The sequence below is a fragment of the Burkholderia sp. MSMB1459WGS genome (genome assembly GCF_001534535.1).
GTDB lineage: Bacteria > Pseudomonadota > Gammaproteobacteria > Burkholderiales > Burkholderiaceae > Burkholderia.
The window spans coordinates 359,336-384,387 of record NZ_LPMU01000061.1 but is presented as its reverse complement, the minus strand read 5'-3'; the positions used below and the strand labels follow the sequence as shown (position 1 = coordinate 384,387).

25 protein-coding genes and 1 tRNA gene are annotated in these 25,052 nt (G+C 64.3%); 2 read left to right on the top strand and 24 right to left on the bottom strand.

What is annotated here, in order from left to right:
• Positions 1-13: 13 nt before the first annotated feature.
• The 24 genes from WT97_RS24610 to WT97_RS24495 all read right to left on the bottom strand — a co-directional run bounded on the left by WT97_RS24610 (position 14) and on the right by WT97_RS24495 (position 23,341).
• Entirely contained in the window at positions 14-436 is a 423-nt protein-coding gene (locus WT97_RS24610; protein ID WP_059499251.1) for a DUF1178 family protein, read from the bottom strand.
• Positions 437-572: 136 nt separating this feature from the next.
• Complete coding sequence (locus WT97_RS24605; RefSeq protein WP_060354577.1) at positions 573-1,163, bottom strand: NUDIX domain-containing protein; 591 nt, start codon at positions 1,161-1,163, stop codon at positions 573-575.
• Between the two features lie 39 nt (positions 1,164-1,202).
• Positions 1,203-1,499, bottom strand: a complete 297-nt coding sequence (locus WT97_RS24600; protein ID WP_006478276.1) for a DUF2818 family protein — start codon at positions 1,497-1,499, stop codon at positions 1,203-1,205.
• Positions 1,499-2,953, bottom strand: coding sequence for an NADH-quinone oxidoreductase subunit NuoN (gene nuoN / locus WT97_RS24595; RefSeq protein ID WP_059499249.1), 1,455 nt, complete (start codon positions 2,951-2,953; stop codon positions 1,499-1,501). The genes WT97_RS24600 and nuoN overlap by 1 nt, the downstream gene beginning before the upstream one ends.
• 39 nt (positions 2,954-2,992) lie before the next feature.
• Positions 2,993-4,483 carry an NADH-quinone oxidoreductase subunit M gene (locus tag WT97_RS24590; RefSeq protein WP_006484881.1) on the bottom strand — a complete coding sequence of 497 codons (1,491 nt, stop codon included), beginning with the start codon at positions 4,481-4,483 and terminating at the stop codon, positions 2,993-2,995.
• Between the two features lie 18 nt (positions 4,484-4,501).
• A complete protein-coding gene (gene nuoL / locus WT97_RS24585; protein ID WP_034207962.1) occupies positions 4,502-6,556 on the bottom strand; it encodes an NADH-quinone oxidoreductase subunit L in 2,055 nt (684 codons plus the stop codon).
• A gap of 17 nt (positions 6,557-6,573) precedes the next feature.
• A complete protein-coding gene (nuoK, locus tag WT97_RS24580) occupies positions 6,574-6,879 on the bottom strand; it encodes an NADH-quinone oxidoreductase subunit NuoK (protein ID WP_006478272.1) in 306 nt (101 codons plus the stop codon).
• A gap of 18 nt (positions 6,880-6,897) precedes the next feature.
• Positions 6,898-7,548 carry an NADH-quinone oxidoreductase subunit J gene (locus WT97_RS24575; protein WP_059499247.1) on the bottom strand — a complete coding sequence of 217 codons (651 nt, stop codon included), beginning with the start codon at positions 7,546-7,548 and terminating at the stop codon, positions 6,898-6,900.
• A gap of 105 nt (positions 7,549-7,653) precedes the next feature.
• Entirely contained in the window at positions 7,654-8,142 is a 489-nt protein-coding gene (gene nuoI / locus WT97_RS24570; RefSeq protein WP_006478270.1) for an NADH-quinone oxidoreductase subunit NuoI, read from the bottom strand.
• A gap of 15 nt (positions 8,143-8,157) precedes the next feature.
• Entirely contained in the window at positions 8,158-9,225 is a 1,068-nt protein-coding gene (gene nuoH / locus WT97_RS24565) for an NADH-quinone oxidoreductase subunit NuoH (protein WP_059499246.1), read from the bottom strand.
• Positions 9,226-11,556, bottom strand: coding sequence for an NADH-quinone oxidoreductase subunit NuoG (gene nuoG / locus WT97_RS24560; protein ID WP_060354576.1), 2,331 nt, complete (start codon positions 11,554-11,556; stop codon positions 9,226-9,228).
• Positions 11,557-11,638: 82 nt separating this feature from the next.
• Positions 11,639-12,949, bottom strand: coding sequence for an NADH-quinone oxidoreductase subunit NuoF (gene nuoF, locus WT97_RS24555; protein WP_006478267.1), 1,311 nt, complete (start codon positions 12,947-12,949; stop codon positions 11,639-11,641).
• Complete coding sequence (gene nuoE / locus WT97_RS24550; protein ID WP_059499244.1) at positions 12,946-13,431, bottom strand: NADH-quinone oxidoreductase subunit NuoE; 486 nt, start codon at positions 13,429-13,431, stop codon at positions 12,946-12,948. Before nuoE ends, nuoF begins: the two co-directional genes overlap by 4 nt.
• 184 nt (positions 13,432-13,615) lie before the next feature.
• The gene (locus WT97_RS24545; RefSeq protein ID WP_059499243.1) at positions 13,616-14,869 is read right to left on the bottom strand and encodes an NADH-quinone oxidoreductase subunit D; all 1,254 of its coding nucleotides are present in this window, start codon (positions 14,867-14,869) and stop codon (positions 13,616-13,618) included.
• Between the two features lie 9 nt (positions 14,870-14,878).
• Positions 14,879-15,481: an NADH-quinone oxidoreductase subunit C gene (locus tag WT97_RS24540; protein ID WP_034207966.1), complete on the bottom strand. Its 603-nt coding sequence runs from the start codon at positions 15,479-15,481 to the stop codon at positions 14,879-14,881.
• 21 nt (positions 15,482-15,502) lie between these two features.
• A complete protein-coding gene (locus tag WT97_RS24535) occupies positions 15,503-15,982 on the bottom strand; it encodes an NADH-quinone oxidoreductase subunit B family protein (RefSeq protein WP_006398799.1) in 480 nt (159 codons plus the stop codon).
• A 62-nt stretch (positions 15,983-16,044) separates the two neighbouring features.
• On the bottom strand, positions 16,045-16,404 hold the full coding sequence (locus WT97_RS24530) for an NADH-quinone oxidoreductase subunit A (RefSeq protein ID WP_006398798.1): 360 nt from the start codon (positions 16,402-16,404) through the stop codon (positions 16,045-16,047).
• Between the two features lie 153 nt (positions 16,405-16,557).
• Positions 16,558-16,642 (bottom strand) — tRNA-Leu (locus tag WT97_RS24525).
• A 110-nt stretch (positions 16,643-16,752) separates the two neighbouring features.
• A complete protein-coding gene (gene secG, locus WT97_RS24520) occupies positions 16,753-17,130 on the bottom strand; it encodes a preprotein translocase subunit SecG (RefSeq protein WP_059499242.1) in 378 nt (125 codons plus the stop codon).
• Positions 17,131-17,202: 72 nt separating this feature from the next.
• Positions 17,203-17,958 (bottom strand): triose-phosphate isomerase, encoded by a 756-nt coding sequence (gene tpiA / locus WT97_RS24515; protein ID WP_059499241.1) that lies wholly within the window; start codon positions 17,956-17,958, stop codon positions 17,203-17,205.
• Positions 17,959-18,098: 140 nt separating this feature from the next.
• A complete protein-coding gene (locus WT97_RS24510; protein ID WP_060354575.1) occupies positions 18,099-19,118 on the bottom strand; it encodes an NAD(P)H-quinone oxidoreductase in 1,020 nt (339 codons plus the stop codon).
• A gap of 148 nt (positions 19,119-19,266) precedes the next feature.
• Positions 19,267-21,414, bottom strand: a complete 2,148-nt coding sequence (pnp, locus tag WT97_RS24505; protein ID WP_059499239.1) for a polyribonucleotide nucleotidyltransferase — start codon at positions 21,412-21,414, stop codon at positions 19,267-19,269.
• Between the two features lie 290 nt (positions 21,415-21,704).
• A complete protein-coding gene (gene rpsO / locus WT97_RS24500; RefSeq protein WP_006398792.1) occupies positions 21,705-21,974 on the bottom strand; it encodes a 30S ribosomal protein S15 in 270 nt (89 codons plus the stop codon).
• Positions 21,975-22,081: 107 nt separating this feature from the next.
• On the bottom strand, positions 22,082-23,341 hold the full coding sequence (locus WT97_RS24495; protein WP_060354574.1) for a branched-chain amino acid ABC transporter substrate-binding protein: 1,260 nt from the start codon (positions 23,339-23,341) through the stop codon (positions 22,082-22,084).
• 168 nt (positions 23,342-23,509) lie between these two features.
• On the opposite strand from WT97_RS24495, the gene WT97_RS24490 reads away from it, so the two are divergent.
• Positions 23,510-24,022, top strand: coding sequence for a hypothetical protein (locus tag WT97_RS24490; protein ID WP_027784990.1), 513 nt, complete (start codon positions 23,510-23,512; stop codon positions 24,020-24,022).
• 381 nt (positions 24,023-24,403) lie between these two features.
• Complete coding sequence (locus WT97_RS35225) at positions 24,404-25,042, top strand: carbonic anhydrase (RefSeq protein ID WP_059499237.1); 639 nt, start codon at positions 24,404-24,406, stop codon at positions 25,040-25,042.
• The last annotated feature ends 10 nt before the right edge of the window (positions 25,043-25,052 follow it).

The window sequence follows — 25,052 nt, the reverse complement described above, 5'->3', positions numbered from 1 at the left end:
CACACTGCGTACGTTATTGCAGCGGTTCTTTCAGCGCGGCTGGAATCGGCAGCGGCATCACGTCGATGCCTTCTTCGACCAAGGACTGCGCATCCTCCGGCGTCGTGACGCCGCGAATGCTGCGTGCCGGCGCCTCGTTGTAATGGATGCGCCGCGCTTCCTCGGCGAAGCGCTCGCCCACGTTCTCGGTCTTCTCCAGCACCTCGCGCAGCGCGCGCATCACCTGCGCCTGCAGCGCACGCGGATCGACCGGCTGCGCCTGCGTCGCGCCCGACAGGTTCAGGCGCGGCGCCGACGGCATCCGGTTGATCTCCGTCGTTCCGCACACCGGGCATTCGACCAGCTTGCGGGACAACTGCGCTTCGAATTCATCGGCGGAAGCGAACCAGCCTTCGAACCGATGACCGTGCGGACACTGTAAATCGAGGACCTTCATGCTGAATCAGGGCGTGTGACGAGTGTAGCGCAAAAAGCGGTTTTGTGAACGATCGTGCTAAATCCGGATCGCGCGGCACGAACGCGCCGCGTCACGGAATTGTAACGCGGCGCCCCGGCCGCCGCCGACGCCGTGCTCAGGACGTGACGACCGGCCCGAGCGGCCACGTGCCGGACAGCACCTTGTCGAGCCACATCGCGCCGATGATCGTCTTCACGTCGGTGATCTGGCCCGTGCGCACCCATTCCTGCAGGTCGGCCGGCGTCGCCGTGAAGGTTTCGAGGAATTCGCCGTCGTCGAGCTTGCGTTCGCCGGCCGTCAGCCCGCGCGCGAGATACAGGTCGATGAATTCGGTCGAATAGGAAATGATCGGATGGATGCGGGCCAGGAACACGTATTCGCGCGCCGTGTAGCCCGTTTCCTCGCGCAGCTCGCGCATCGCGCACGCGAGCGCGCCTTCGTTCGGGTCGAGCTTGCCGGCCGGGAATTCGGCCATCACCTTGCCGATCGGATAGCGGAACTGGCTTTCCATCAGCACGCGGCCGTCGTCGAACAGCGGGATCACCATCACCGCACCCGGGTGCTGCACGTATTCGCGCGTGGCCTTCTTGCCGTCCGGCAGACGGACGGTGTCGCGCTTGAGCTTGAGGAACGCGCCGTCGAAGATCGCCTCGCTCTCGAGGCAGGTTTCGGTTAGTGCGGCGTCGTGATTGGGTAGTTCGGCCATCGGCGGCTCCTGAATGAGCACGACGGACGGCCGAAGCCGTCAGCGTCGTTTGACGAGATACTGGAACGTGAAGCCGGGAAACGCGAACACGACGAAAAGACTGAACGTGATCGCGTAAAACTGCCAGCCCTGTTCGAAGCGGTTGCCGGCACGCGACTCGAGCCAGAAGCCGAGCGCGCCGACGACGAAGTACAGCACGATCAGCTCGCCGATCCGCACCCACGCATTCTTCTTCGTCGCGCCGAACGGCACGACGGCGAAGAGGCGTTGGTTCAGGAACGGCAGGTTGGCGCAGACGAGCGCCAACAGCACGATGAACCAGCCGGCTGCCGACATTACAGCGGCAGCGTGTGACGGATTGCCTGCAGGCAGGCGGTCAGCAGCGGGCTCGGGATCAGGCCGAGCACGACGACCGCCACGCCGTTCAGCACGAGGATCGTGCGCTTGCAGAAATCGCCCGAGATCGGCGTCGAATCCTGCGGCGCATCGAAGTAAATCACCTTGACGATGCGCAGGTAGTAGAACGCGCCGAACAGCGACGTGATCACGGCCAGCACGGCCAGCCACGTGAGGCCCGCGTTGACGGTCGCCTCGAGCACGGCGAGCTTCGCGTAGAAGCCGACGGTCGGCGGGATGCCGGCCAGCGAGAACATCATGACCATCATCACGAACGCGAACACCGGGCTGCGCTTGTTGAGGCCCTTGAAGTCGTCGATCGTTTCGGCTTCGAAATCGCGGCGAGCGAGCAGCATCACCACACCGAACGAGCCGAGCGTCGTGATCAGGTAGACGATCGCGTAGAACATCGCCGAGCTGTACGCGTTCGCCGGCGCCGCCGCGTCACCCTTCACGATGCCCGCGAGCAGGCCGAGCAGCACGAAGCCCATGTTCGAGATCGCCGAGTACGCGAGCATCCGCTTGATGTTGCGCTGGACGATACCGGTGATGTTGCCGACGATCAGCGACAGCGCGGCAAGGATCACGAGCGCGGTCTGCCAGTTCTGCGCGAGCGGCAGCAGGCCCATCACCAGGAAGCGCAGGCCCCACGCGAACGCGGCAACCTTCGGGCCGCCGCCGACGAACAGCGTCATCGCGGTCGGTGCGCCCTGGTAGACGTCCGGCACCCACATGTGGAACGGCACGGCGCCGAGCTTGAACGCGATACCGGCGACGATGAAGATCACGCCGAACATCAGCACGGCCGCGTCGGTGTTGCCGCCGACCGCCTTGTACACTTCGCCGAGTTCGAGCGAGCCGGTCGCGCCGTAGAGCATCGAGATGCCGTACAGCACGAAGCCCGACGCGAGCGCGCCCAGCACGTAGTACTTCATCGCGGCTTCGCTCGACTGCGCTGCATCGCGACGCAGCGCGATCACCGCATACAGCGACAGCGACATCAGTTCGAGGCCGAGATACAGCGTCAGGAAGTTGTTGCCCGACACCATGACCAGCTGACCGAGCAGCGAGAACATGCCGAGCAGGAACACGTCACCGCGGAACATGTCGCGGTCTTCGAGGTACTTGCGCGAATAGACGAGCGAGACCGCGAACCCGAACGACACGACAGCCTTCATCATGCTCGCGAACGAGTCGACGACGACCATCTTCGAGAAGAAGTAGTACTGCTGCGGGTCGAGCGCCTGGACCGCGAACCACACGCCGGCGACCACCGACGAGACGACCGCGATCAGATAGGTCAGGCGGCGGCCGGAAGCACCGGTGAAGGTGTCGTTCAGCCATGCGACGACGATGGCGGCCAGCACCAGCGCGTCAGGCAACAGGACATTCATAGAGGCGTTTTGCATGATCTTGAGTTCCTCCGCTCGCGATTACTGGGCCAGCGGCAGCTTCGACTGCGCGACGTGGGAGAGGAGGTTTTCCACGGAAACGTGCATCACGTCGGTGAAAGGCTTCGGATACAGGCCCATCAGCAGCGTGAACGCGGCGAGCACGGCCAGCATCAGGAATTCGCGACGGCCGATGTCCTTCAGCTTGGCGACGTGATCGTTCGCCACCGCGCCGAAATACACGCGCTTGTACATCCACAGCGTGTAGGCCGCACCGAGGATCAGCGTGAATGCCGCGCCGAATGCGATCCAGAAGTTGTACTGGACGGCCGCGAGAATCACCATGAACTCGCCGACGAAACCCGACGTACCCGGCAGGCCGCAGTTGGCCATCGAGAACAGCATCGCGAATGCCGCGAACTTCGGCATCACGTTGACGACGCCGCCGTAATCGGCGATCTGGCGCGAGTGCACGCGGTCGTACAGCACGCCGATGCAGAGGAACATCGCGCCCGACACGAAGCCGTGCGAGATCATCTGGATGATCGCGCCTTCGACGCCGAGCTGGTTGAAGATGAAGAAGCCCAGCGTGACGAAGCCCATGTGCGCGATCGACGAATACGCGACCAGCTTCTTCATGTCGGCCTGCACCATCGCGACGAGGCCGATGTAGATCACCGCGATCAGCGACAGCGTGATCACGACGGGCGCCAGGAAATGGCTCGCGTCAGGCGTGATCGGCAGCGAGAAACGCAGGAAACCGTATGCGCCGAGCTTCAGCATGATCGCCGCCAGCACGACCGAGCCGCCCGTCGGCGCTTCCACGTGCGCGTCCGGCAACCACGTGTGCACCGGCCACATCGGCACCTTCACCGCGAACGCGAGGAAGAACGCAATGAACAGCAGGATCTGCGGCGTCATCGCGATCTTCGCGTTCTGCCACGTCGCAAGGTCGAACGAGTGCGTTTCCGTGTACAGGTAAATCAACGCGACCAGCATCAGCAGCGAACCGGCCAGCGTGTACAGGAAGAACTTGAACGCCGCATACACGCGATTCGGGCCGCCCCACACGCCGATGATGATGTACATCGGGATCAGGGTCGCCTCGAAGAACACGTAGAACAGCAGGCCGTCAGCCGCCGAGAACACGCCGATCATGATCCCGGACAGGATCAGGAACGCCGCGAGGTACTGCGCGACGTTCTCGGTGATCACTTCCCATGCGGCGATCACGACGATCACCGTGATCAGCGCGGTCAGCACGACGAACCACATCGAAATGCCGTCGACGCCGAGGTGATACGCGATATCGAAGCGTTCGATCCAGGTCGACTTCTCGACGAACTGCAGCGCAGCCGTGCTCGAGTCGAAGCCGGTGATCAGCGGGATCGTGACCGCGAGGCCGAGCAGCGCACCGATCAGCGCGACCCAGCGGGCCGTCCCCGGATTTTTGTCGTTACCCACCGCAAGCACGAGGAGGCCGAAAACGATCGGCAGCCAGATCGCGGTACTGAGAATCGGAAAAGCGTGCATTAGTGTTGTCCCCCCGCCTTATTTGCCGCCGAGCGTTACAAACAGGGTCAGGAGCCCCAGCATGCCGATGATCATGGCGAACGCGTAGTGATAGATGTAACCGGATTGGAGGAAGCGGATCACGCCGGCAAACCAGCCGATGAACCGGGCGCTGCCGTTGACGAGGCCGTCGATCACCACGACGTCACCCTCCTTCCACAGGCCGCGGCCGATCGCCACCGAACCGCGGGCGAACACCACTTCGTTGATCTTGTCCATGTAGTACTTGTTGTCCAGCAGCGTGTAGATCGGGCCGAATGCACGGCGGATCGACGCCGGCAGCTCCGGACGCTTCAGATACAGGAACCACGCGACGACGACACCGGCGAGCGCCAGCCACACCGGCAGGCCCGACACCGAGTGCAGGCCCATGCCGACCCAGCCGTGGAACTCTTCGGCCATCTCGGCCAGCGCCGGATGGTTTTCGCCGATGAAGATCACCTTGTCGAATGCGACGCCGTGCTGGAAGAAGTCGCCGAACAGCATCGGGCTGATCGCGATCGCACCGATGATCACCGACGGGATCGCCAGCAGGACCAGCGGCACCCACACGACCCACGGGGTCTCGTGCGGCTCGTGCGCGTGGTCGTCATGACCGTGGCCATGGCCATGATCGTCGTGGCCGTGCGCGGCCGCCATGCCCATCGGCGATTCCGGATGCTTCGGATTGCGGAAGCGCTCTTCGCCGTGGAACACCAGGAAGTACATGCGGAACGAGTACAGCGCCGTGACGAACACGCTCGCGACGACCGCGAAGTACGCGAAGCCCGAACCCGGCAGGTGCGACAGCTTCACCGCATCGATGATCGAGTCCTTCGAGTAGAAGCCCGAGAAGAACGGCGTACCGATCAGCGCGAGCGACCCGATGAGCGACGTGATCCACGTGATCGGCATGTACTTGCGCAGGCCGCCCATGTTGCGCATGTCCTGGTCGTGGTGCATGCCCATGATGACCGAGCCGGCGCCGAGGAACAGCAGCGCCTTGAAGAACGCGTGCGTCATCAGGTGGAACACGGCGACCGGGTAAGCGGACACGCCGAGCGCGACGGTCATGTAGCCGAGCTGCGACAGCGTCGAGTACGCGACCACGCGCTTGATGTCGTTCTGGACGATGCCGAGGAAGCCCATGAAGAGCGCCGTGATCGCGCCGATCACCGTGATGAACGACAGCGCGGTGTCCGACAGTTCGAACAGCGGCGACATGCGCGACACCATGAAGATGCCGGCCGTCACCATCGTCGCCGCGTGAATCAGCGCCGAGATCGGGGTCGGGCCTTCCATCGAGTCCGGCAGCCACACGTGCAGCGGGAATTGCGCCGACTTGCCCATCGCGCCGATGAACAGGCAGATACAGGCAACGGTCAGCAGGCCCCAGTCGGTGCCCGGGAAGTGCAGGCTCGCGAGCTCCGCGCGCTTCGCGAACACTTCGCCATAGTTCATCGAGCCGGCGAACGCGAGCAGCAGGCCGATGCCGAGCAGGAAGCCGAAGTCGCCCACGCGGTTCACGAGGAACGCCTTCATGTTCGCGTAGATCGCGCTCTCACGCGTGAAGTAGAAGCCGATCAGCAGGTACGACACCAGACCCACCGCTTCCCAGCCGAAGAACAGCTGCAGGAAGTTGTTGCTCATCACGAGCATCAGCATCGAGAACGTGAACAGCGAGATGTACGAGAAGAAGCGCTGGTAGCCATCTTCTTCCGCCATGTAGCCGATCGTGTACACGTGCACCATCAGCGAGACGAAGGTCACGACGACCATCATCATCGCGGTCAGCGAATCGACGAGGAAGCCGACTTCGAGCTTCAGCGAGCCGACGTTCATCCATTCGTAGACGGTCGCGTTGAAGCTTGCGCCGCCCATCACGTCGAAGAAGACTTTCGCCGACAGGAGGAACGCGATCAATACGCCGAGGATCGTGATCCGATGTGCGCCCTTGCGCCCGACTGCGTTCCCGAACAGCCCCGCGATCAGCGAGCCGGCCAGCGGAGCGAGCGGAATCGCCAGCAGCAGGTTTTCATTGAGTGTCGTTGACATAACAGCGTTGCCTGAAATTAACCTTTGAGCTGATCGAGATCCTCGACATTGATCGTGTCGAGCTTACGGAACAGGGTCACCAGAATCGCGAGACCGATCGCGGCTTCCGCTGCGGCGACGGTCAGCACGAAGAACACGAAGATCTGGCCGTGCACGTCGCCGAGGTAATGCGAGAACGCGACGAAGTTGGTGTTCACCGCCAGCAGCATCAGTTCGATCGACATCAGGATGATGATGACGTTGCGGCGGTTCAGGAAGATCCCGACGATCGCGATCGCGAACAGGATCGCGCCGAGCACAAGGTAGTGAGCAAGAGTCAGCATGGTTTTCTTTTCCTCCGCTTAGCCGTTGGTGCCCGAACCGGCTTCGCTTTGCGCCGTTTCCGGCTGCGGCTTGTCCGCTTCCATCTTCACGAGGCGCACACGGTCGTCGCGGCGCACCTTGACCTGATCCGACACGCGCTGGCGCTTGCTGTCCTTGCCCTTGCGCTCGGTCAGCCCGATCGCGGCGATGATCGCGACCAGCAGCACGAGGCCGGCGATTTCGAACGCGAAGATGTAGTCGGTGTAGATCACCTTGCCGATCAGGCGCGTATTCGACCAGTTGGCCATCTCGCCCGTCGCCATCGCATGCACGGTGTGCGTGTCGCCGTAACCGCGCCACAGGATCAGCGCGGTTTCGATCACGATGATCGCGCCGACCACGGTTGCCATCGGCACGAAGCGCTTGAAGTCGCGGCGCAGGTAGTCGATGTTGATGTCCAGCATCATCACGACGAACAGGAACAGCACCATCACCGCGCCCACGTAGACCAGAACCAGCAGGATCGCGAGGAATTCCGCCTCCAGCAGCATCCAGATCGCGGCGGCGTTGAAGAACGCCAGCACAAGGAAAAGCGCAGACGCCACCGGGTTGCGCGAAGTGATCACCTTCAGCCCTGATACCACCAGGAGCAGCGCGAAGATGTAGAACAGTACGGTCGTGAATTCCATGATTACCGGTTCATCGTTAGGCCATAGTCAGGCGCGGCTTGCGGGACGCCCGCACCCGTCGCGGCGGCTCGGCCCGTTCATGCCGGGCCGGCACTGCAAACACAATCAACGATACGGCGCGTCGGCAGCCTTCGCCGCGGCGATGTCCTTCTCGTAGCGATCGCCCACCGCGAGCAGCATTTCCTTCGTGAAATACAGGTCGCCGCGCTTTTCGCCGTGGTACTCGAGAATCTGCGTCTCGACGATCGAATCGACCGGGCAGCTCTCTTCGCAGAAACCGCAGAAGATGCACTTCGTCAGGTCGATGTCGTAGCGCGTCGTGCGGCGCGTGTTGTCCGCGCGCGTTTCCGATTCGATCGTGATCGCCAGCGCGGGGCACACGGCCTCGCACAGCTTGCACGCGATGCAGCGCTCTTCGCCGTTCTCGTAGCGGCGCAGTGCGTGCAGCCCGCGAAAACGCGGCGAAATCGGGGTCTTCTCTTCCGGGAACTGCACGGTGAACTTGCGCTTGAACGTGTAACGACCGGTCAGCGCGAGCCCCTTCAGCAGCTCGGTCAGGAAGAAAGTCTTAAAGAAGTGTTGGATAGCCGTCATGATTTCGTCCGATCTTTACTTCACCCAGATGTTCAGCGGCGACATCATCCAGAAGCCGACCACGACCACCCAGACCACCGTGACGGGCAGGAACACCTTCCAGCCCAGACGCATGATCTGGTCGTAACGGAAGCGCGGGAACGTCGCGCGCACCCAGATGAACACCGACAGCAGCGCAAAGACCTTCAGCACCAGCCAGAAGATGCCCGGAATGAACGACAGGAATTCGAACGGTGCGTCCCAGCCGCCGAGGAACAGCGTCGCCGCCAGCGCCGAGATCACGATCATGTTGATGTACTCGGCGAGGAAGAACAGCGCGAACGCCATGCCCGAGTAATCGATCATGTGACCCGCGACGATCTCCGACTCCCCTTCCACCACGTCGAACGGGTGACGGTTCGTTTCGGCGATACCCGAGATGAAGTAGACGACGAACGCCGGCAGGAGCGGCAGCCAGTTCCACGACAGGAAGTTCACGCCGTGGCCGGCGAAGAAGCCGTGCTGTTGCGAACCGACGATTTCCGACAGGTTCAGGCTGCCGGCGGTCATCAGCACGAGCACCAGCGCGAAGCCCATCGAGATTTCGTACGACACCATCTGTGCCGCGGCGCGCATCGCGCCGAGGAACGCGTACTTCGAGTTCGACGCCCAGCCGGCGAGAATCACCGCATACACGCCGATCGACGAGATCGCCATCGCGTACAGCAAGCCCGCGTTCACGTTCGCGAGAACGGCTTCGGCCTGGAACGGAATCACGGCCCATACGGCGAACGCCGGCACGACGGTCATCACCGGCGCGATCAGGTACAGCCAGCGGCTGGCGGCGCTCGGCTGAATGACTTCCTTCAGCAGCAGCTTCAGCACGTCGGCGATCGGCTGCAGCAGGCCGCCGGGGCCGACGCGGTTCGGGCCGAGACGCACGTGCATCCAGCCGATCAGCTTGCGCTCCCACAGAATCAGGTACGCGACGCACAGCAGGATGACGACGGAGACGACGAGGATGCGCACGACTGCCCACACCGTCGGCCACGCGAAGCCGAGAAGCTCGGCCCCGCCCGCGTTGATCGTATCGAACAAGCTCATTTACGCCTTCTCCACCACCAGTTCACCGGACAGGCTGCCGAGCGCTGCGCCGGCAGGCGTCGCCGCCGACACGCGAACGACCGTCTCCGCAAGATTCGCGTCGCGCACGGCTGGCAACTGCACCGCACGCTCGCCCTGGCGCACGCGCACGGCGTCGCCTTCCTTCAAGCCCAGCTTGTCGAACAGCGCGGCCGGCAGGGCTGCGGCATTCGCCGCCTTCGCGGCGGCCGTCAGGTGCAGCGCACCTGCGCGGCGCACGAGCGCGTCGGCGTGATAGATCGGCACGTCGGCCAGGCGCTCGAACCCGCCGTTCGCGGCATTCGCCGCGGCACGAGCCGGCGCGACCGACGTGCGGTTCGACAGACGGCCCGCGACGCCGGCGTCGCCGAGCGCGGCGACACGCACTTCTTCCGCGGTCTCGTATTCGAAGTTCGGCAGGCCGAGCAGGCTGCCGAGCACGCGCAGCACCTTCCAGCCCGGACGCGTGTCGCCGAGCGGGCGCACGACGCCGTTGAAGCTCTGCACGGTACCTTCCGCGTTGATGAACGTACCGGCCGTTTCCGTGAACGGCGCGACCGGCAGCAGCACGTCGGCGTAGTCGAGGCCGTGCTGGAACGGCGACATCACGACGACCATCTCCGCCTGGTTCAGCGCGGCCAGTGCCTGTGCCGGATCGGCGGTGTCGAATTCCGGTTCGACGTTCAGCAGCACGTAGCCCTTGCGCGGCTGCGCGAACGCTTCGCGTGCGTTCAGGCCGCCTTCGCCCGGCAGTGCGCCGACGACGTGCGCGCCGACCGTGTTCGCCGCTTCCGTCAGGAAGCCGAACGTGGCGCCGGTGTTGTCGGCGATCCACTGGGCGACGGCGTGCAGCTTCGCGAATTGCGGATGACGGACCGCGACGTTGCCGAGCAGCACCGCGCGGCGCTCGCCGTTCGCGAGCGACTGCGCGACGGCTTGCGCGGCCGGCGATGCGGCGACGCCTGCGAGCGCGTCGGGCAGCGCGACGCCGCGCAGTTGCGCGACGGCCGCGGCGATGCCGGCCAGCTCGTCGAGCCAGGCGGACGGCGCGGCGACGATGCGTTGCGCGGTCGGGATCAGCGAATCGTCACCGGTCGCGTGCAGGAAGTGCAGCTTCGCGCCGTTCTTCGCAGCCTGACGCAGGCGCGACGCGAACAGCGGGTGGTCGCGGCGCAGGAACGAACCGACGACGAACGCGGCGTCCACGTTCGACAGGTCGGCGATCGGCATGCCGAGCCACGGCGCGCCCTGGACCGGCGCCGAAAAATCCTGCTGACGCAGACGGAAGTCGACGTTCGGCGTCTTCAGTTCGTTGGCGAGCTGCTTCACGAGGAACAGCTCTTCCGCGGTGCTGTGCGCGCTCGCGAGCATCGCCAGTGCGTTCGCGCCGTGATCCGCGGCGATGCCCTTCAGGCCCTTCGCGACGTATTCGAGCGCGGTCTGCCAGTCGGTTTCGATCCACTGGCCGCCCTGCTTCAGCATCGGCTTCGTCAGACGCTCTTCGCTGTTGAGGCCTTCATACGAGAAGCGGTCCTTGTCCGAGATCCAGCATTCGTTGATGGCTTCGTTCTCGAACGGCAGCACGCGCATCACGCGATTGTTCTTCACCTGCACGACGAGGTTCGCGCCGACGGAATCGTGCGGGCTCACCGACTTGCGGCGCGACAGTTCCCACGTACGGGCGCTGTAGCGGAACGGCTTGCTGGTCAGCGCGCCGACCGGGCACAGATCGATCATGTTGCCCGACATTTCGGAGTCGACCGTCTTGCCGACGAACGTCGTGATTTCCGAATGCTCGCCGCGGCCCAGCATGCCGAACTCCATCACGCCGGCGATTTCCTGGCCGAAGCGGACGCAGCGCGTGCAGTGGATGCAGCGCGACATTTCTTCCATCGAGATCAGCGGGCCCACGTTCTTGTGGAACACCACGCGCTTTTCTTCCGAGTAGCGCGACGACGACTTGCCGTAGCCGACCGCCAAATCCTGCAGCTGACATTCGCCGCCCTGATCGCAGATCGGGCAATCGAGCGGGTGATTGATGAGGAGAAATTCCATCACCGACTGCTGCGCCTTCACAGCCTTGTCGGACTGCGTGCGGACGATCATGCCGGCCGACACGGGGGTCGCGCAGGCAGGCACGGCCTTCGGCATCTTCTCGACTTCGACGAGGCACATCCGGCAGTTGGCCGCTACCGACAGTTTCTTGTGATAGCAGAAGTGAGGAATGTACGTATCCGCCTTGTGCGCAGCCTGGATCACCATGCTGCCTTCGGGCACCTCGACCTTCTTGCCGTCTATTTCAAGTTCAACCATGATGGTGAATGGTCCTTAACCTATTTCCGCCCGTTCGCGCCTTGGCCCGACCGTGCGCTCAAATTCCGCAACCGGGTGCGCTTCAGGCTGCCGCCGCGTGCGCGTGGCCGCCGACCATGCAGTGCTTGTGCTCGACGTGGTACGCGAATTCGTCCCAGTAGTGCTTGAGCATCCCGCGTACCGGCATCGCTGCCGCATCGCCGAGCGCACAGATCGTGCGGCCCATGATGTTCTCGGCCACCGAATTCAGCAGGTCCAGATCTTCCTGGCGCCCTTCGCCGTGCTCGATACGGTTCACGACGCGATACAGCCAGCCGGTGCCTTCACGGCACGGCGTGCACTGGCCGCACGATTCCTCGTAGTAGAAGTACGACAGGCGCAGCAGCGAGCGCACCATGCAGCGCGTCTCGTCCATCACGATCACCGCGCCGGAGCCGAGCATCGAGCCCGCCTTCGCGATCGAATCGTAGTCGAGATCCGTCTGCATCATGATGTCGCCCGGGATCACCGGCGCCGACGACCCGCCCGGAATCACGGCCTTGATCTTCTTGCCGCCGCGCATCCCGCCGGCGAGCTCCATCAGCGTCGCGAACGGCGTGCCGAGCGGCACCTCGTAGTTGCCCGGACGCTCGACGTCGCCCGACACCGAGAAAATCTTCGTGCCGCCGTTGTTCGGCTTGCCGATCTCGAGGTAATTCTGCGGCCCGATGGACAGCAGGAACGGCACCGCCGCGAACGTCTCGGTGTTGTTGATCGTGGTCGGCTTGCCGTACACGCCGAAGCTCGCCGGGAACGGCGGCTTGAAGCGCGGCTGGCCCTTCTTGCCTTCGAGCGACTCGAGCAGCGCCGTCTCTTCGCCGCAGATGTACGCGCCGTAACCGTGGTGCGCGTGCAGCTGGAACGAGAATTCCGAGCCCATGATGTTGTCGCCGAGGAACCCGGCCGCGCGCGCTTCATCGAGCGCGGCTTCGAAGCGTCGATACACTTCGAAGATTTCGCCGTGGATATAGTTGTAGCCGACGGTGATGCCCATCGCGTACGCGCCGATGGCCATGCCTTCGATCAGCGCGTGCGGGTTCCAGCGCAGGATGTCGCGATCCTTGAACGTGCCCGGCTCGCCTTCGTCCGAGTTGCAGACGAGGTACTTCTGCCCCGGGAACTGGCGCGGCATGAAGCTCCACTTCAGGCCGGTCGGGAAGCCCGCACCGCCGCGGCCGCGCAGGCCCGACGCCTTCACGTCGGCGATCACCTGCTCGGGCGGGATCTTTTCTTCGAGAATGCGGCGCAGCTGCTTGTAGCCACCGCGCGCAACGTAGTCTTCGAGATGCCAGTTCTCGCCGTTCAGACCAGCGAGGATCAGCGGTTTGATGTGACGGTCGTGGAGGGACGTCATTTCGAGAGCTCCTCAAGCAGCTGGTCGATCTTCTCGCGGCTCATGAAGCTGCACATTCTGTGATTGTTCACCAGCAGCACCGGCGCATCGCCGCACGAGCCCATGCATTCGCCTTCCTTCAGCGTGAACTTGCCGTCGGGCGTGGTCTCGCCGAAGTCGATGCCCAGTTTCTGTTTCAGGTAATCGGCAGCCGCTTCCGCGCCGCCGTGCGGGCCGAGCTGGCACGGCAGGTTCGTGCAGAGCGTGATCTTGTGCTTGCCGACCGGCTTGAGCTCGTACATCGTGTAGAACGTCGCGACTTCCTGCACGGCAACGGCCGGCATGCCGAGATAGTCCGCGACGAACTGCATCAGTTCGGGCGACAGCCAGCCATGCTCTTCCTGAGCAACGGCCAACGCCGACATCACGGCGGACTGTTTCTGATCGGCGGGATACTTCGTCAACGCGCGATCGATTTCCTTCAGGCCTTCAGCTGAGATCATTTTCAGACACGACTCTTTCAATTCCTACCGAACGAACAACCTGCCGCACATCGGGGTGCATGGACGGCAGACCTGGCGCTCACTCTGTTGACAGCTTGCGAAGCCGCGCCGGTTCGGCGCATACCGCATGTGACTTCGCATGTGACTGACTGCTCGCCGCCCACGCTCGCGGGCGGCGCAACCATTAGCGATCGATTTCGCCGAACACGATGTCCTGCGTACCGATGATCGTGACGGCGTCGGCGATCATGTGACCGCGCGCCATTTCGTCGAGCGACGCCAGGTGCGCGAAACCCGGCGCGCGAATCTTGAGGCGATACGGCTTGTTGGCGCCGTCGGACACGAGGTAGATGCCGAACTCACCCTTCGGATGCTCGACCGCCGCGTACGCTTCGCCTTCCGGCACATGGAAACCTTCGGTGAAGAGCTTGAAGTGGTGAATCAAGTCTTCCATGTTGGTCTTCATGCCGACGCGCGACGGCGGGGCAACCTTGTGATTGTCCGTCATCACCGGGCCCGGATTCTTGCGGAGCCACTCAATACACTGTTTCGCGATGCGGACCGACTGGCGCATTTCCTCGACGCGCACCAGATAGCGGTCGTAGCAATCGCCGTTCACGCCGACCGGCACGTCGAAATCGATGCGATCGTACACTTCGTACGGTTGCTTCTTGCGCAGATCCCATGCGATACCCGAGCCGCGCAGCATCGGGCCGGTCAGGCCCATCTGCAACGCACGCTCCGGGCTCACGACGCCGATCCCGACCAGACGCTGTTTCCAGATCCGGTTGTCGGTCAGCAGCGTTTCGTATTCGTCGACGCACTTCGGGAAGCGCGTGAAGAAATCGTCGATGAAGTCGAGCACCGAGCCGCTGCGCGCTTCGTTCATCTTCGCGAGCGCCTTCTCGTTGCGAATCTTCGACGCCTTGTATTGCGGCATTGCGTCAGGCAGATCGCGATAGACGCCGCCCGGACGATAGTAGGCCGCGTGCATCCGGGCGCCGGACACCGCTTCGTACACGTCCATCAGGTCCTCGCGTTCGCGGAACGCGTACAGGAACACGGCCATCGCGCCAACGTCGAGCGCGTGCGCGCCGATCCACATCAGGTGGTTCAGCACGCGCGTGATTTCGTCGAACAGCACGCGGATGTACTGCGCGCGCTCCGGCACGTCGATGCCGAGCAGCTTTTCGATCGCGAGCACGTAGCCATGCTCGTTGACCATCATCGACACGTAGTCGAGACGGTCCATGTACGGCACGGACTGGATGAAGGTCTTGGATTCCGCGAGCTTTTCCGTCGCGCGGTGCAGCAGGCCGATGTGCGGATCGGCACGCTGGATGACTTCGCCGTCGAGCTCGAGCACGAGGCGCAGCACGCCGTGCGCTGCCGGGTGCTGCGGGCCGAAGTTGAGCGTGTAGTTCTTGATTTCTGCCATGACGCCCCCTTAATGTTTCAGACCGCCATAGCGATCCTCGCGGATCACGCGCGGCGTGATTTCGCGCGGCTCGATCGTCACCGGCTGGTACACAACGCGCTTCTCTTCCGGGTCGTAACGCATTTCGACGTAGCCCGACACCGGGAAGTCCTTGCGGAACGGGTGACCGATGAAGCCGTAGTCGGTGAGGATGCGGCGCAGGTCGGGGTGGCCTTCGAACACGATGCCGTACAGGTCGAACGCTTCTCGCTCGTACCAGTTCGCCGAGGTCCAGATGTCGACCAGCGACGCCACGATCGGCAGATCGTCGTCCGGCGCGAATACGCGCAGGCGCAGGCGCCAGTTGTTCGTGACCGACAGCAGGTGCGACACGGCCGCGAAGCGCGGGCCGTCGTAGGCGCCATCGCCGAAGGTCTGGTAGTCGACGCCGCAGAGGTCGATCAGTTGCTCGAAACGGAGCTTCGGATCGTCGCGCAGCGTCTTTGCGACTTCGAGGTAATCGCTCGCCTTCACGACGAGCGTCAGTTCACCGATTGCTTCGGTGAGGCTCACCACGCGCGCGCCGAGCGCGGCTTCGAGGTTGGCCTTGAGGGTCTCGATTTTGCTTGCCATATTGAGGGGACGCTCGGGGCTTTATTGACGGGCGATGGTATTGGTACGGCGGATCTTCGCCTGAAGCTGGATCACGCCGTAGACCAGCGCCTCGGCCGTGGGCGGACAGCCCGGCACGTAGACGTCGACCGGCACGATCCGGTCGCAGCCGCGGACCACCGAGTACGAGTAGTGGTAGTAACCACCGCCGTTCGCACACGACCCCATCGAGATCACCCAGCGCGGCTCGGCCATCTGGTCGTACACGCGGCGCAGCGCGGGCGCCATCTTGTTGCACAGCGTGCCGGCGACGATCATCACGTCCGACTGACGCGGACTCGGACGGAACACGACGCCGAACCGGTCCAGATCGTAACGGGCCGCGCCCGCATGCATCATCTCGACGGCGCAACACGCGAGCCCGAACGTCATCGGCCACAGCGAGCCGGTACGCGTCCAGTTGATCAGCTTGTCAGCCGTCGTGGTGACAAACCCTTCCTTCAAGACCCCTTCGATACTCATTTGCTTTCCACTCCAGACGAGCGACCGAGCGCGGCCGCCCATGCAAACCGGCGATTAACCCATCACTCCCAGTCGAGGCCGCCTTTCTTCCAGATATAGGCAAAGCCCAGCAGGAATTCGAGCAGAAAAATCATCATTGCGATGAAACCCGGCCAGCCGATGTCCCGGAGCGCGACGCCCCACGGAAACAGGAATGCGGTTTCGAGATCGAAGATGATGAACAGGATGGCGACGAGGTAATACCGTACGTCGAATTTCATCCGGGCGTCTTCAAAGGCTTCGAAGCCGCACTCGTACGGTGCGTTCTTCTCGACGTCCGGCTTGTTGGGACCAAGGAGCTTGCCGATGCTGACCAGCGCTATACCTAAACCAGTGCCCACGAGGAGGAACAACAAGACGGGGTAATAGGCTGCGAGGTTCAAGGCAATCCTCTATCGGTTGGTTCTGAGCGTCCGGAGAATACCACTTCCGGCGGAAGGAATCATTTCGGAGTGCAGGCGATCGCAAGACAACCGCAAGCACACCCCAGAAATGAAAAATGCCAGCCACTAGAAGCGGCTGGCATTGAGTAACTTTGGTGCCGACGGCGAGACTCGAACTCGCACAGCTTTCGCCACTACCCCCTCAAGATAGCGTGTCTACCAATTTCACCACGTCGGCACTGCATGCAACTCGGGTTGTGCTGCTTGTTCCCGCGAATCGCTTCAAGAATTAAATTCTAACCCGAGTTCCGGATTTGTTCAACGCACAACCGCAAAAAAATTAACTTTTTATTTCGGGACATCCTGGCCCGGCGCGCTTGCGGCCGAACCGGCGGCGGCAGACGCCGCGACGGCCGGCGTCGATGCTGCCGGAGCCGATGCCGGCGCGGTCACCGCCGTGCCGAGCACGCCCGCCGACGGCGTCGACTTGTACGAACCGAGGTACGTCAGCGCGAGCGTTGCGACGAAGAAAATCGCCGCGAGAATGGCCGTCGTGCGCGACAGGAAGTTCGCCGAGCCCGTCGCACCGAACAGGCTGCCCGACGCGCCGCTGCCGAATGCGGCGCCCATGTCGGCGCCCTTGCCGTGCTGCAACAGCACGAGCCCAATCACACCGAGTGCCGACAGCACCTGCACCACAATAATCAGCGTCTTGAATAACAGCATCACACCCACCCGATTGGATCAAGCGACCGGACCGACCGGCCGCCGTCATGGTTCAATTCGATCTCGGACCGCTCAACGCGCAGCCCGGCAGATCGCCAGAAAATCTTCCGCCTTCAGCGACGCGCCGCCGATCAGGCCGCCGTCGATGTCCGGCTGCGCGAACAGCTCTTCCGCGTTGTCCGGCTTCACGCTGCCGCCGTACAGCACGGACACGCCCTCCGCACCCTTTGCCGCGAGACGCGCACGCAGGAACGCGTGCACGTCCTGTGCCTGCGCCGACGTCGCGCTCTTGCCCGTGCCGATCGCCCAGACCGGCTCGTACGCGACGACGATGCGGGCGGCTTCGTCAGCCGTCAGCACGGCCAGCACCGCGTCGAGCTGCGCACCGACGACCTGCTCGGTCGCACCCGACTCGCGCTCGTCGAGCGTCTCGCCGACACACACGACGGGCGTGAGGCCGGCCGCGAGCGCGCGTTGCGTCTTCGCCGCGACCGTCTCGCTGCTTTCGCCGTGATACGCGCGACGCTCCGAATGGCCGACGATCGCATATTGCGCGCCGAACTCCGCCACCATCGCAGCCGCCACCTCGCCGGTGAACGCGCCTTGCTCGTGCGCGGACACGTCCTGCGCACCGAACGCGACACGGCCGCCGCCGAGCTGCGCCTGAACCTGCGCGAGATACGGGAACGGCACGCACACGCCGATCGACGTTTCAGCCGCCACCGCGCCCGCACCCTGCACCACTTCGCTCAGCAGCGCCTGGTTGCCGGCCAGCCGGCCATGCATCTTCCAGTTGCCGATCACTCGCTTTGTTCGTTGTTTCGACATCGTGTCTGTCTCGTCACTATCTTGTCATTAACGTGCCGGAACCCGGCCGTCAGGTTGGATCTGGCGAAGCAAACCCGCGATTTTACTGCGCGCGGCTTGAACCGGTCAAACCGCGTATGTCAAGCCCGCCGCGCGGGCCGTCATGCGTTCGCGCCCCAATCAAGCACGATCTTGCCGATGTGCTCGCCGCTCTCCATCAGCGCATGCGCCTGCGCAGCCTCGCCGGCCGGTAGCACACGATAGATCACGGGCTTGATGCGACCGTCGGCCAGCAGCGGCCACGCGCGCGCCTTCAGCTGCGCGGCGATGCGCGCCTTGAACTCGACCGGGCGCGGGCGCAACGTCGAACCCGTCACCGTCAACCGGCGCCGCAGGATCTCGTTCAGGTTGACCTCGGCCTTCGCGCCGCCGAGCAGCGCGATCAGCACGAGACGGCCGCCGTCCGCGAGCGCGGACAGCTCGCGCGGCACGTACGAGCCCGCCACCATGTCGAGGATCACGTCGACGCCGCGATCGTGCGTCAGCGACTTCACGACTTCGACGAAGTCTTCCGTCTTGTAGTCGATCGCGCGCTCGGCGCCGAGCGCCTCGCACGCACGGCACTTGTCGGCGGTGCCTGCCGTCGCGAACACGCGAAAGCCGAGCGCATGCGCAATCTGGATCGCCGTGACGCCGATGCCGCTCGAGCCGCCCTGCACGAGCAGCGTCTCCTGTTCGCCGCCCTCGCCCGCGCCGAGCTGCGCACGGTCGAACACGTTGCTCCACACGGTGAAGAACGTTTCGGGCAACGATGCGGCCTCGATATCGGTGAGGCCGTCGGGCACCGGCAGGCACTGCGGCAGCGGCGCGACCGCGTATTCGGCATAGCCGCCGCCCGCGAGCAGCGCGCACACGCGATCGCCGAGCTTCAGGCCGAACGGATTCAGCGCCGCATCGGACAAATCGCCGCCGACGATCTCGCCCGCGACCTCGAGGCCCGGCAGATCCGACGCACCCGGCGGCGGCGCATAGGCGCCCTTGCGCTGGAACACGTCGGGCCGGTTCACGCCGGAAGCCGCCACCTTGATCAACACCTCGCCGCGCTTCGGTTCAGGCCGCGGACGCTCCGCGAGCTTCAGCACGTCGGGGGCGCCGAATTCGGTGATTTCGATGGCTTTCATGGTGAGAGTCGCTCCAGGATCGGAATCGGATGGCACGCCCATGCGCACGGCGCGGGCGCCTGGCCGGCGCTGCTGCGCCGCACAACGATGCTACAGAAAAAACGGCCGGCACGCTTTCGCACTGCCGGCCGTTGGTCCGCCTGTCCGCTTACTGCTGCGGCGGCGTATCCGACTGCGCTGCCGCCGCTGCTTCATTCAGCAGCGCCTTGGCCGACAGACGCACGCGACCCTTCTCGTCCGTCTGGATCACCTTGACCTTCACCTGCTGGCCTTCCTTCAGGTAGTCGTTGATGTCCTTCACGCGCTCGTTGACGATTTCCGAGATGTGCAGCAGGCCGTCCTTGCCCGGCAGCAGGTTCACGATCGCGCCGAAATCGAGCAGCTTGAGCACCGTGCCTTCGTACACCTGGCCGACTTCGATTTCAGCCGTGATTTGCTCGATGCGCTTCTTCGCTTCGGCCATGCCGTCGCTGCTCGTGCTCGCGATCGTCACGACGCCGTCGTCCGAGATGTCGATGGTCGTGCCCGTTTCTTCCGTCAGCGCACGGATCACCGAACCGCCCTTGCCGATCACGTCGCGAATCTTTTCCGGGTTGATCTTGATCGTGATCATGCGCGGCGCGAATTCCGACAGTTGCGTGTTCGCACCCGACACCGCCGAGGTCATCTTGCCGAGGATGTGCATGCGGCCTTCCTTCGCCTGCGCGAGCGCGACCTGCATGATTTCCTTCGTGATGCCCTGGATCTTGATGTCCATCTGCAGCGCCGTCACGCCCTGCTCCGTGCCGGCCACCTTGAAGTCCATGTCGCCGAGGTGATCTTCGTCGCCGAGGATGTCGGTCAGCACCGCGAACTTGTTGCCTTCGAGGATCAGGCCCATCGCGATACCCGCGACGTGCGCCTTCATCGGCACGCCGGCGTCCATCAGCGCGAGGCAGCCGCCGCACACCGACGCCATCGACGACGAACCGTTCGACTCGGTGATTTCCGACACGACGCGGATCGAGTAGCCGAATTCGTCGGCGCTCGGCAGGCACTTGACCAGCGCGCGCTTCGCGAGGCGGCCGTGGCCGATTTCGCGGCGCTTCGGCGAGCCGACGCGGCCCGTTTCGCCGGTCGCGAACGGGGGCATGTTGTAGTGAAGCATGAAGCGCTCGCGGTATTCGCCTTCGAGCGCGTCGATGATCTGCTCGTCACCCTTGGTGCCGAGCGTCGCGACGACCAGCGCCTGCGTCTCGCCGCGCGTGAACAGCGCCGAGCCGTGGGTACGCGGCAGCACGCCGGTGCGGATCTCGATCGGGCGCACGGTGCGCGTGTCGCGGCCGTCGATGCGCGGCTCGCCGTTCAGGATCTGCGAGCGGACGATCTTCGCTTCGATGTCGAACAGCACGTTGCCGACCGTGGCCTTGTCGGCCGCGACCGTACCGGCCGCCAGCGCCTCTTCCTCGAGCTTCGCCGACGTCGCCGCGTAGACTTCCTTCAGCTTCGCCGAACGCGCCTGCTTGTCGCGGAGCTGGTAAGCGGCGAGCAGATCGTTCTGCGCCAGCTCGGTCACGCGTGCGATCAGCGCCTCGTTCTTCGGCGCCGGCTGCCAGTCCCACTCGGGCTTGCCGCCGTCGCGGACCAGATCGTGGATCGCGTCGATCGCGACCTGCATCTGCTCGTGGCCGAACACCACGGCGCCCAGCATCACGTCTTCCGACAGTTGATCGGCTTCCGATTCGACCATCAGCACGGCGCGCTCCGTACCCGCGACGACGAGGTCGAGGCGCGATGCCTTGAGCTGCTCACGCGTCGGGTTCAGCACGTACGCGTTGTCGATGTACGCCACGCGCGCGGCGCCGACCGGGCCGTTGAACGGCAGGCCCGACACGGCGAGCGCAGCCGATGCGCCGATCAGCGCGGGGATGTCCGCCGGGATTTCCGGGTTCACGGACAGCACGTGGATCACGACCTGGACTTCGTTGTAGAAGCCTTCCGGGAACAGCGGGCGCAGCGGACGGTCGATCAGGCGCGACGTCAGCGTCTCGTGTTCCGACGGACGGCCTTCGCGGCGGAAGAAGCCGCCCGGGATCTTGCCGGCCGAGTAGGTCTTCTCGAGATAGTCGACGGTCAACGGGAAGAAATCCTGGCCCGGCTTCGCCGACTTCGCGCCGACGACGGTTGCCAGCACGACGGTGTCTTCGACGTCGACGATCACGGCACCGCTCGCCTGGCGGGCGACTTCACCGGTTTCGAGGCGCACCTTGTGCTGGCCCCATTGGAATTCCTTCACGACCTTGTTGAACATGGACATGGTTGCTCCTTTGTATTCATGCATTTCGTTCGCCGCGCCGGCGATCCCGCGCGGCGGCGTCCCGACCGAATCACCCGGAGCAAGGTGTGTTTTTTATGCCATTCCAGCGCGGCGCTCATGCAGCGACGCGCTGGAATGACACAAATCCCGCCCCGGTATCGGTCGTGGCGGCGGCCCCGCACGAACGTGCCGGACAGCCTGCGATGCGTGTGACGCTACGCACCGCGCAAAAACAAAATGCCTGTATCAGCGGACTGACACAGGCATCTTGCTGGCGGCAATCGCCTCGATTACTTACGCAGACCCAGCTTCTCGATCAGTGCGCGGTAACGGTCGGCATCCTTGCCCTTGAGGTAGTCGAGCAGCTTGCGGCGGCGGCTCACCATGCGCAGCAGGCCGCGGCGGCTGTGGTGATCCTTCGCATGGGTCTTGAAGTGACCCGTCAGTTCGACGATACGTGCGGTCAGCAGTGCGACCTGGACTTCGGGCGACCCCGTGTCGTTGGTACCGCGGGCGAACTGAGCAACGACTTCCGACTTCTTGATATCTGCAACAGACATGTGATTTCCTTTCTAACTGAACAGGCGGACACGGAAGAATGGCCGTGCCGTGATTTACAACCGGCGCGCATTGTAGCACAACTCGGTGCCGTTCTTACCGCCTCCTGTCACGGGCGCGTCATCGAGCACGTCGACGGCATCTCCGTACGCGGCGCCGGCACCGCGAGCACCGTCCGGAAGCCGTAGCCCGACCCTTCGTTGTCGAAGCGCACGCCCGGCGTACCGGCCTTGTCCATTTCCATCACGTAAAGGGGTTGGATCAGTTGGTGATCCTGCGCGCGCATCCGCGACGCGTGAAAGCCGTCGTCGAACGACAGGCCCTCGAGCGCACGCGCAACTGCGACCGGGTCGGCCGAACCCGCGCGGGTCATCGCGGCGGCCAGCATTTCGATCATCTGGCTCATCCGCCGCACCGGATAGTCGTCCTGCGCGGCCGGGAAACGGGCCCGGAACGCGCGGTAGAACGCGTCGGATCTGACGCCGCCCGCGTTCGGGTGCCAGTCCGCAACGGCCACGACATGGCCTACGCCCGCGTCGCCCAAGGCCGCCGGCGCGCCGAGGCTGTTGCCGTAGAACGTATAGAACTTCGCGTCGAGCCCCTGTTCGCGCGCCGCCTTCACGAGCAACGTGAGGTCGTTGCCCCAGTTGCCGGTCACGACTGCGTCCGCGCCGCTCGCGCGGATCTTCGCGATATACGGCGAGAAATCCTTGATCCGGCCGATCGGGTGAAATTCGTCGCCGGCGATCGTCACGTCCGGGCGTCGCGCGGCCAGCGCCTGCCGCGCGAGGGCGCTGACGTCGTGGCCGAAGCTGTAGTCCTGGTTCAACAGATAGACCTTGCGCAGCGCGCGATCGCGCGCCATCACGTCCGCGAGCGCGGCCATCCGCATGCCGGCATGCGCGTCGAAGCGGAAATGCCAGAAACTGCAGCGCGCGCCCGTCAGCGCCGGATCGTCGGCCGAATAGTTCAGGAACAGCATCCGGCGGTCCGGATCGCGCGCGTTCAGCTTGTCGAGCGCCGCGACGAGCGCGGCCGCGACGGCCGAGCTGTTGCCCTGCGCGACGAAGCCGATACGGCGGTCGGCGGCCGCGCGCAATTGCACGAGCGCCTCCTCCGGGCTGCCCTTGCTGTCGAGCACCACGAGTTCGAGCCGGTGAGCGCCGTCGCGCAGCTTCACGCCGCCCGCCGCATTGACCTGCTCGACGCCGAAGCGCAGGTTGCGCTCGACCGCCGCGCCCGCGTTCGCGAACGGGCCCGACATCCCTTCGATCAGCGCGATCCGCACCGGCTCGCCACCGGCAAATACGGACGACATCAGCATCCACCCCGCGCTCCACGCGAGCGCGCATCGCTTCCACCCCTGCATCGGCCACCTGCCCTTCAATCTGCCCGAGAAGCGCGGATCATAGGCTCCCGCGCCCGCCGCCCGCAAGCGCGGCGGTGCGCGATCCGCACCGATTTTTTTCTGCGCGATGCGCGATCGCGCGCCGTCCGTGATAAAACGGGGCTTGTTTCCGTGTTCTGGAGAAATCCGATGCGCATTCGCATTCCTGCGCGCCTGCCGGTGCTGGCCGCCTGCGCCGCCGCGCTGCTGGCCGGTTGCGCGCAACCGTGGCAGCAATACCAGGCCGGCCAGGACGAATCGGCGATCGTCGCGCGCATGGGGCCACCGCGCGAGATCTACGACCTGCCCGGCGGCGGCAAGCGCCTGATGTGGCCGACTCAGCCGATGGGCGAGATCACGGTCGCGGCCGACGTCGATGCAGCCCACCGGATCGTCAACGTGCGCCAGGTGCTGCAGCCGAGCGAGTTCTATCGCGCGGAGATCGGCAAGTGGACGAAGACCGACGTCCTCGTCAATTTCGGACGCCCGGTCGAGACCTCCTACTTCCCGCTGATGAAGCGCGAGGTCTGGACGTACCGGTATCTGGAGGACAACGTCTGGTACATGATGTACAGCTTCTACTTCGATCCGCAGGGCATCCTGCGCACCACGCAGAAAACGCCGGACCCGCTGCACGACCCCGATCGCCGCAACCTGTTCTGACCGATTGCGCATTTACGCGCAATTATCGCAATGGCCATTCACGAATTATTGCTGAATGGCCATTTCATTTTTTCCGTCGCCTTATTTGATTTAACGAATAAGACGGAAAACTTTTCCGATCGATGACATTGCGATGGCAATACGCTGAACGCCCCGTCATGCGGGCCGTGGCGCGTAAACAGGCATGGGCAGTGCATGTCATGCGTCGGGCTGGTGCATGCAATGCACTACGCCCAATCAATTTGAAACAATTTGTTTCAACTCACCCGGACTGCTAGGGCATACCCCTAATATCACCGAAACCAAACCTTTCAATTTAGAAAGAATGCCATTGCGCCATTTCGTTCGGTATTTATTTGCCTTTATCGGAAAGGAGTCCTCATGAATCGCCCCAAGAGCATGCTGGTTGCCAACATTGCCTGGGCCCGCGAGACGCGCGAACACACGCCCGGCTTCTTCGACGCGCTCGCGCGCGGCCAGAACCCGCGCGTGCTGTGGATCGGCTGCGCCGACAGCCGCGTGCCGGCCGAAACCATCACGCACTGCGCACCCGGCGAGCTGTTCGTCCATCGCAACATCGCGAACCTGTTCCACCCCGACGACGACAATTCCGCCAGCGTGCTCGAGTACGCGGTGCGAGTGCTGAAGGTCGATCACGTGATCGTATGCGGCCATTACGGGTGCGGCGGGGTCCGCGCGTCGCTGCTGCCGCCGCCCGCCGACCTGCCGCACGTCGCGCGCCGCATCGCGCCGCTCTGCGCGCTCGCGCGGCGTCATCGCGACGCGCTCGACGGGCTCGACGACCTGGCCGCCGCCGACCGCCTCGCCGAGCTGAACGTGCTCGAACAGGTGCGGCTGCTGCGCGCGTCGCCGATCGTACGCGGCCGCGAACGGCCGCCGCTCGTGCACGGCTGGATCTTTTCGCTCGCCGACGGGCGCCTGAAGGAGCTCGATTCCGGCTACACGGCGCCGCCGGCCGAAGCCGAGGCCGAGCCTGCCGCGGCCGCCGCGCTCGGCTGATCCGCGCCCC